Raw genomic sequence first — 8020 nt, 5'->3', positions numbered from 1 at the left:
GGGCCGACTCACTTTCTTTGTCTTGCCAAAGAAAGTAAGCAAAGAAAGGCGCGCCCGAGATGGCGACCCACCCCTTGAATTTATGTCGCAGAGAGGGGAAGGGAAAAACTCGCTTCGCTCAGACAGTTTCCCTTCCTTTTTCCTCTCTGCAACAGAAATTCAAGGCGCCATCTAGGGCAGGGAAAGTCAACAGCCAAACCGGCTGGGCGCATTTGTTGGCGCCCAGGCCGTGTCTTCGTTTTAGAAGCCGTGGCGCATGCCGACCATGACGCCGGTCTGCGAGGCCTTCGGCAGTGCGGCTGCCAGGACGGTGCCGGCGTCTTTCTGGTGGGTGTAGTCCATGCCGACGTACAGCCACGTGCGCTTGCTGACCACGTAATTCATGATCGCGTAGGCGGTGTAGCGCAGGCCGTCGGGGTCGCGCTGGCGCGTGGCCATGCCGCCCACCACGAGGTTGTACTGGCCGCTGAAGTCGTACTTCACGCCGCCCAGGATGAGGTCGTTCTTGGTCGGCGTGCCATCGCGGTAGTTGATGTAGCCGAGCATCAGTTTGGCGGGGCCGACCTGTACGCTGCCGCCGGTCGTCCACGTACGGGTGCCGACCGACTGCAGGTCTTTCTGCTGCTCCCACGCGCCGCCGAAGGCGAACGGGCCGCTGGCGTAGTTGAGCGACAGCGCGCTGTAGTTGCCTGCGGAGAACGCGCCCGCCTGCTCGCCCATGCCGACCATCACGCCCGGGCGCCAGCCGTTGAAATCGCCCACGTACTTGACCGAGTTGTCGATGCGCACGCCGGTGGCGGTGACGTGCCATGCCGTTGCGCCGAGGTTGCCGATGGAGAGCGCGTCGTACTGGCCGGCCGTGTTGAAGACGAGGTTCTCTTGCCGGCCGAACGTGAGCGAGCCGAACCCGCCTTCCAAGCCGACATACGCCTGGCGCCCGAACAGGCGCGAGGTGGCGGGCGTGGTCGGTTTGTAGCCGCCCAGGCCCATGTCGTTGGTGGAGCCCACGCCGGTGTCCGGCGCGAAACCGCTGACCAGGTGGAACACGGCCTTCAGCCCGTTGCCCAGGTCTTCCGAGCCGCGAATGCCGAAGCGGCTGCCGCTGTAGTAGCCGCCCGCCATCTCGGCCTTTCCGTGGCCTTCGGCGTCGTTGTTGGTGCTGTAGCGCAGGCCGGTTTCCATCACGCCGTACAGCGTGACGCTCGATTGCGCGTGCGCCGCGCCGCAGGCAAGCAGCGCCGACACTGCAACGGCCGATAGCGGAATGGAACGGATCGAAGTGGTCATGTGGCTCCCTTATTGTCGTCACGACTGTTGTGTTGGCCGGAACGGGTTTTCCGGCCTGGCTCGGGGGCCGACTCTCAGGCAAGTCTGCGCTGTAAGGGTTGAAGTTACGCATGCACCGGTAAAGCGCCGCACGCGTCGCGCTGGCCGGGGCGTTGCCCTCTGAAGGGGCTCTGAGCGTAAACCGCCGGCTTACAGATTCTTGGGGGTTTTCCCTCGGGCAGGCGGCGTGGGGCGGGGCTGCCGCTACACTGGCGACGCTCATTTCTGTTCGCCGCCCACGTATCGCCCATGCCTTCGTTCTCCGTTCCCCTGCTCAACGCCTTGCGCGCCCAGCTGCCCGCGCTTTCGCCGGCGCAGCAGGGCGTGGCGCGGTTGATCCTGGACGCGCCGGAGCTGTCGCTCGAACAATCGGTGGAGACGCTGGCCGTGCGCGCCGGCGTGTCGATGCCGACCATCGTGCGGATGTGCCAGGCGCTCGGATTTGAAGGCTTGCGCGAGTTCAAGGCCACGCTGGCCGCCGAGCTGGCGCACGCGCAGCCGACGCTGCCGGGCCATGTCGGCCGGGCGGACCCGCCTGCGCTGGTCGCCAGCAAGGTCATTGACGGCGCTACGCGGGCGCTGGCCAAGCTGCGTGAATCGCTGTCCACCACGCAGGTCGACGCCGCCGCCGAGCGCATTGCCCGCGCGCGCCGCGTCGATTGCTATGCGGCCGGTGCGGCCTCATCGTTCATGGCGAACGACATGCAGGCGCGGCTCATGCGGTTAGGGCTGGCGTCCAACGCCTACTTCGATGCGCATCTGCAGCTCGTGTCAGCCGCCATGCTCGGCGCGTCCGACGTCGTGGTGGCGTTCTCGCACGTGGGGCGCATGCCGTATCTGCTGGAGTCGATCGCGTATGCGGCCGAGCAGGGTGCGTGCGTGATCGCCATCACTCAAGCGGGCACGCCACTGGCCGAGCGCGCGCAGATCGCGCTGACGGTGGACGTGCCGGAAGATGCGGTGATGCGGGTCGGCACCGAGGCGTACCTCGTGCATCTGACCGTTATCGAAATCCTGATGACCTGCGTGGCGCAGCGCCGCGACGAGATGGTGCGTTCGCGCATGCGGGCAATCCAGCGGCTGCTGACCGAGCGCAGCGTCGATCGCCCGTAATCGACCGCGACGACGCGTCGAAGGGGAAAAAAATGGCGCCACGCGGGCGCCATCCACAACACATGCGGCACTCAAAGCCGCGAGATCGCCAGCCCGATCGCCAGCAGGCTCCCCAACCCGAAGATCGTCCAGCCGACCGTGCGGCGCTTGGTGGTCATCCCCCACAGCCACAGGCCCGAGATCGACAGGAAGATCAGGCAGCCGGCCAGCGTATCCACCAGCAGAATCCACGGCACGGTCATGCCGACGCCCTTGTGCAGGTTCATCAGCGTGCCGAGGAAGCCGTTATCGGTCTGGCGGATCGCTACCGAGCGGTTGCCGGCCCAGTATTCGGCCTGGATTTGCGAGGTGGCGCCGCCGAAGTTGAAGGTCCATTGCTCGGGCTGCATCAGCGGCTTGGCGGCGGGTCCGCGCGGTGCGTCGGCGTTCTTCTCGTCCTTGGCGCCTTCGCCCTTGGCCGGGCGCTCGGCCCAGGCCACCGGCTTGGCCTTTTCCACGCGCGTGCGGGTGGCCGGTTCCGGCGTGTTCAGCGTCTGCTGTAGCCAAGCGGCCATCGCTTCGGGCGTGGCGGGCACGGGGTCGGGCAGGGCGATCTGCGTATTGATGCGCTGTTGCGTCACGGGCAGCTTCAACACCGCGCGGTGGTTCAGCCAGATGCCCGACACGCCAAAGATCAGGCCCATCACGGCGCCCCACAGGCCGAACCAGCCGTGGGTCTTGCGCAGCCAGCGGACGATCGTGGTGCGGCGGTTGGCCGGGTGTTCGGATTTGGCCTTGGCCGGGCGAGCATTGGCCGCCGGTTTGGCGGCCGGCTCAGCCGCAAGCGGGGGATGGGACAGGTCGGTCATGAAGCACAAGGCGGCGCAAGGGCCGCCGGAGGGAGGCAAATCGACCGGCCAATATAGATGAGAATGATTCTCGTTGCAATCGGGTGCAACTTACAGCGTAATACGCTCCAACGTCCGCCGCGACGCCTCGTCTGCCGGATAAAAGCACTCGATGCGCATTTCCTGCAGCCCCGCATCGCGCGGCGTGCCCAGCGTGGTGAGCGTGGAGAACAGCGAGATCGTCACGCCGTCGCGCTGCAGTGAGACGGGCAGGAACGGCGGCGGATCAGCGGCGTCCTGGGCTGATGCGGCGGGGGGGGGCCGGTGCATCAGCCGCATCGAACAGCGCAGGTTGCATCGCGCGGATGTCGTGCAGCAGCCGTTGCGTCGCGGGGTCGATGGCTTGCAGGGCCAGCTCCTGCCGCACGCGCCGGGCCAAGTAGCGGCCGACGACATCGGGGTTCGCAATGGCCGGCCACAGCGCGGTCGGGTCGAACACCAGCTTCATCATGTTGACGGCGCCTGGCGCGCCTTCGGACCGGTCGTCGCCGATGGCCCAGCGCATCAGGCGCCGATGCGCGGCGTTGGCGTCGAGCACATGCCAGAAGCGGTCGAGCACGATGGCCGGATACGGTGCCTGCTTGTCGAGGATCAGCTTCACCGCATGGCGCACTGCCTGCATCATCGGCGAAGCCTCATCGGCCGGCGTGGCGAGGCCCCGTTCGGAATAGGCGGGAGCGAAACCGGCCGCCAGCAGCATTTGGTTGCGATGGCGCAGCGGCACGTTCAGCTCCTCGGCCAGTTGCAGGATCATGTTGCGGCTGGGTGCCGCGCGGGCCGATTCCAGAAAGCTCACATGCCGTTGCGACACACCCGCCGCCAGGGCCAGCGCCAGCTGGCTATACCCGCGCCGCGTACGCCAGAAGCGCAGCAACTGCGGGAAGCGCGAGAGCGCCGCTTCAGGCGGATGAATCGCCGCTTGGACGGTGTTGGCGTCTTCAAGCATGAGGTTGTCGTCGTCGCTGGACGGGGCGGAGGCGGGCTTGGTGGGCGTCATGTCGCCTATTGAAGCAGAGTCGAGTAGCTGCTGCGATTACGTGCCGCGTAATTGTGACCGTCTTCGGCGGGACCAATACTGGGTCCATCCCGACACCCCGAGCGGAGTTCCCATGCAGCGCGAACCGATCGACTACCCCGCCGATGCCCTTCCCACCCGCGATGACCACGTCCGCACAGCCGATGGCTGGACGTTGCCCGTGACGGTCACCAGCCCTGGGCTGGGCGCGCACGGCACGGTGGTGATCTGCTCGGCGTTGGGCGTGCCGCGCCGGTTCTACGCGGCGTTTGCGCGGGCCCTGTGCCTGGCGGGCTGGCGTGTGGTGACGTTCGACTATCGCGGCATTGGTGAGGCGGCCGCGACCGGCCCGGGCACGCCGCGCTTTGCCGATTGGGGCCGGCACGACATCGACGCCGTGCTGAAATGGGTGCACGACACGCTCGTCCCCGAGGGCTGCAGCGGCCGCAGGCTGGTGGTGCTCGGCCACAGCGCGGGCGGGCAATTGGCGGGGCTGGCGCCGCATATCGTGCACGCCGATGCGCTGGTGCACGTGGCGGTGTCGCTGGCGAATGCGCGGCTCTGGCCGTGGCGCGGGCTGTTGACGCGTCCGCAGCTCGCGTGGCTGCTGCATGTGCGGATTCCGTTGGCGGTGGCGCGCGTGCGCGGCGGCATGCTGCCGCTGGCGGCCGTCGGCATGGGGCCGATGTCGATTCCGGCTGCCATCCTCGGCGATTGGGCGCGCTTTGCCCGTCGGCGTGGCTATTTCTTTGCGCCTGGCGCGGGGCTGGATACGTCGCGTTACCCGAGGCTCGCCGTGCCGCTGCTCGCCTGGGGTTTCGACGATGATCCGATGGCGCCCGCCAACGCCATCGACGCGCTCATCGCGAAGTTGCCCGCCACGCGCGTCACGCGCCGCCAGGTGAGCGGCGCGGCGCTGGGCGCCAAGGGCGTCGGCCACATGGGCTTCTTCCGCGCATCGTCCGGTGCGCCGTGGTGGCGCGAAACCGTGGCGTGGCTCGATGCCCTCGCTTGATTGGCGGCCCGATCAGAACGTGTAGACGAGGCCCGTGCCGCCGAAGTAGCTCTGCTTGTTCTGCACGATCGGGCTCTTGGCCGCATTGCCCAGCAGGCGCGAGGTGCCCACCGCCGTCCGCACGGCCCGGTGGCGCGAGAAGGTATGCGTCCAGGCCACACCGTGAGCGTGGCGCCTTGCGGGCCGCTGCTTGCGCTGTATTGCGCTGTATTGCGCAAAGCCACTGTTGGACGACTGCTGCGGCGTTACCCCGAAGTACGTCTGCATGTACTTGCTCGGGCCGAAATGCAGGCTCGGGCTCACGGTGATCGTGTCGCTGCCCTAGCTCACGACCGGCGCCGCCACGTCAATGTGGCCCGACCAGCCGCGCTCGCGGTTGGTGATCGGGGCAGCTAGGTCTCGTCGCCGCCTGGCCGATGCAGAAACGCGCTCGGGCTGCTGCCGAACGCCCGGCGGAACATCGCAGAGAACGCGCTCTGGCTGTTGTAGCCCAGTTCCTGCGCCACGCGCGACAGCGGCATCCCCTGCGACATCATCGGGATGGCGCTGGCGAGCACGGCCTGCTGGCGCCACTGCGAAAAGCTCACACCCAGTTCGTCTCGGAAGCGCCGCGCCAGCGTGCGTGCGCTGGCGCCCACATCGCGGGCGAGCGCGTCGAAGGTGAGCGGGGTGCCGGGGTCGGCCATCACGCGTTCGCACAGGGCGCGCAGGCGCTTGTCGGTGGGCATCGGCAGATCCAGCGGCAGCGGGGCGCTGCGGCGCAGCTCGTCGAGGATGAGCATGGCCAGCGCCTGCTCGCGCGCGGCCGGCAGCGGCTGGCGGACGTCCATCGCGGCAATCAGCTCGCGCAGCAGCGGCGACACCTCCATCACGCGGCACTGCGCCAACGCGCCCGTCACCACGGACGGGTCAGCGTACAGCGTGCGCAGGAAGGCGGCCTCGACCACCCACACCTCGTGCTCGATGCCGGGCGGAATCCAGATCGCCCGCGAGGGCGGCACCACCCAGGCGGTGTCGCCCGCCTGCACGCGCAGCACGCTGTTGTGGCTATACGCCACCTGCGCCCACGGATGCGTGTGGCGCGGAAACCGCGTATTGGCCTCCATCTGCCGCGTGTAGAGCCGCACCGGGTGCGCCGCGGAGGGCGGCGTGCGGCCTTCGATATCGGTAGGCAGGAGGCGCTGTGGCATGGCGGGTTCGCGACAGAAACAGTCGGGCCAGTGTAAATGCGCCGGCAGGACTTGTGGAAGCCGGAGGTCGATGGCAGGCTATCGCCCGGCGTCGACGAGGGTGGGCGCCACACTAGAAAGCGGACCGCCGAAGCGGTCTCGACAAAAAAAAACGCCGTTGCCCAGGAGGCACGCGGCGACATGGGTGCGAACAATGCAAACGGGAAATCACACGCGTAGCCGGGGGGCGCGCGGAGCGATGGGGTGCTTGCGGCCGTGGGCCGCGCTTGCCGCGTGTGTGGCATGCATGGCCGCGTTGACAGCGCCAGCGGCCCACGCCGACATCAGCATCATCCAGTCTTTGCCGCTGTCCGGCACGCAAGCCGCGACGGGGCGGGCGCTCAATGCGGGCGCGCGGCTGTATTTCGACTGGCTCAACCTGGACGGCGGTATCAACGGCGAGACCATTCGCCTGGTCGCCCGTGACGACGAGCAGAAGGTCGAACAGACCGTCCGCAACGTGCGCGACATGGCCAAGATCGACAACCCGGTGGCGGCGCTTACCGTGGTCGGCACCGCCAATGTGGAAGCGCTCATGCGCAGCGGCGTGCTGACCGAAGCCAACCTGCCGCTGGTTGGGCCGGCCACCGGGGCGTCCAGCATGACCGGCGATCCGCTGGTGTTTCCCATCAAGGCCAGCTACCGGCAAGAGATCGACAAGATGGTGAGCGCGCTCGTTACCATTGGCGTCACGCGCATCGGCGTGCTGTATCAGGACGATGCGCTCGGCAAGGAGGTGCTGGCAGGCGTGGAGCGCGCGCTCAAGCCGTACAAACTCACGATGGGCGGCACGGCTTCGTACCCACGCAATACGGCTTCGGTGAGCGCCGCCGTCGACAAGCTGCTCGGCGCCGATGTGCAGGCCATCTTCCTGGGCGCCACGGCCGAACCCGCCGCGCAGTTCATCAAGCAATACCGCGCGCGCGGTGGCGGCGCGCAACTGCTGGGCCTGTCGTCGATTGATCCGGGCATCCTGCTCCGGGTGGCCGGCATCGACGCGGTGCGCGGCTATTCGCTGGCGCTCGTGATGCCGAACCCCGGCAAGGGCGTGAACCCCGTCATCCGCGAATTCAACCGCGCACGCGCGGCCGTGGGCGCCAAGGATGTCGAACTTTCATTCCGGGCGGTGGAAGGCTTTGTGGCCGCGAAGGTGCTGGCCGAAGCCGTGCGCCGCGCCGGCCCCAAGCCCACGCGCGACCAGGTGCGCCGCGAGCTGGCCCACCTGCGCAACTTCGATGTTGGCGGCGGGTTTATGGTGGACTTTTCCGACCGCACGCGTCCGGGCTCGCACTATGTGGAGTTGGGCGTGGTGGGGCCGAATGGGATGGTGATTCAGTAACGCTGGGCGCGTGAAGCTTGTTGTGCTGAATGGCGGGGTTGGGAGTGAGGAGGAACGGGGGGTTCTTTGCTGGTGGTGCATCCCTTGTTTCATCCC

7 protein-coding genes and 1 pseudogene are annotated in these 8020 nt (G+C 67.7%); 3 read left to right on the top strand and 5 right to left on the bottom strand.

Going from position 1 to position 8020, the window contains the following annotated elements:
- Positions 1–240 precede the first annotated feature (240 nt).
- Positions 241–1287, bottom strand: coding sequence for a porin (locus tag BEK68_RS07210; RefSeq protein WP_012436611.1), 1047 nt, complete (start codon positions 1285–1287; stop codon positions 241–243).
- A gap of 288 nt (positions 1288–1575) precedes the next feature.
- On the opposite strand from BEK68_RS07210, the gene BEK68_RS07205 reads away from it, so the two are divergent.
- Positions 1576–2439 carry a MurR/RpiR family transcriptional regulator gene (locus BEK68_RS07205; RefSeq protein WP_004628926.1) on the top strand — a complete coding sequence of 288 codons (864 nt, stop codon included), beginning with the start codon at positions 1576–1578 and terminating at the stop codon, positions 2437–2439.
- 71 nt (positions 2440–2510) lie between these two features.
- Here the strand turns inward: BEK68_RS07205 and BEK68_RS07200 are convergent, their stop codons facing one another.
- The gene (locus tag BEK68_RS07200) at positions 2511–3287 is read right to left on the bottom strand and encodes a PepSY-associated TM helix domain-containing protein (RefSeq protein ID WP_012436610.1); all 777 of its coding nucleotides are present in this window, start codon (positions 3285–3287) and stop codon (positions 2511–2513) included.
- A gap of 90 nt (positions 3288–3377) precedes the next feature.
- A pseudogene (locus tag BEK68_RS07190) lies at positions 3378–4323 on the bottom strand (helix-turn-helix domain-containing protein).
- Positions 4324–4435: 112 nt separating this feature from the next.
- Here BEK68_RS07190 and BEK68_RS07185 point away from each other — a divergent pair.
- On the top strand, positions 4436–5356 hold the full coding sequence (locus BEK68_RS07185; protein ID WP_012436608.1) for an alpha/beta hydrolase family protein: 921 nt from the start codon (positions 4436–4438) through the stop codon (positions 5354–5356).
- 12 nt (positions 5357–5368) lie between these two features.
- On the opposite strand, the gene BEK68_RS07180 is transcribed toward BEK68_RS07185, so the two are convergent.
- Complete coding sequence (locus BEK68_RS07180; protein ID WP_049768040.1) at positions 5369–5659, bottom strand: MipA/OmpV family protein; 291 nt, start codon at positions 5657–5659, stop codon at positions 5369–5371.
- 89 nt (positions 5660–5748) lie between these two features.
- Positions 5749–6546, bottom strand: a complete 798-nt coding sequence (locus tag BEK68_RS07175; protein WP_012436607.1) for an AraC family transcriptional regulator — start codon at positions 6544–6546, stop codon at positions 5749–5751.
- 286 nt (positions 6547–6832) lie between these two features.
- Here BEK68_RS07175 and BEK68_RS07170 point away from each other — a divergent pair, with 286 nt between their 5' ends.
- A complete protein-coding gene (locus BEK68_RS07170; RefSeq protein WP_037022384.1) occupies positions 6833–7924 on the top strand; it encodes an ABC transporter substrate-binding protein in 1092 nt (363 codons plus the stop codon).
- Positions 7925–8020: the final 96 nt, after the last annotated feature.

The organism is Ralstonia pickettii (assembly GCF_001699815.1).
Classification (GTDB): domain Bacteria; phylum Pseudomonadota; class Gammaproteobacteria; order Burkholderiales; family Burkholderiaceae; genus Ralstonia; species Ralstonia thomasii.
This window is presented reverse-complemented; position numbering and strand designations above follow the sequence as displayed.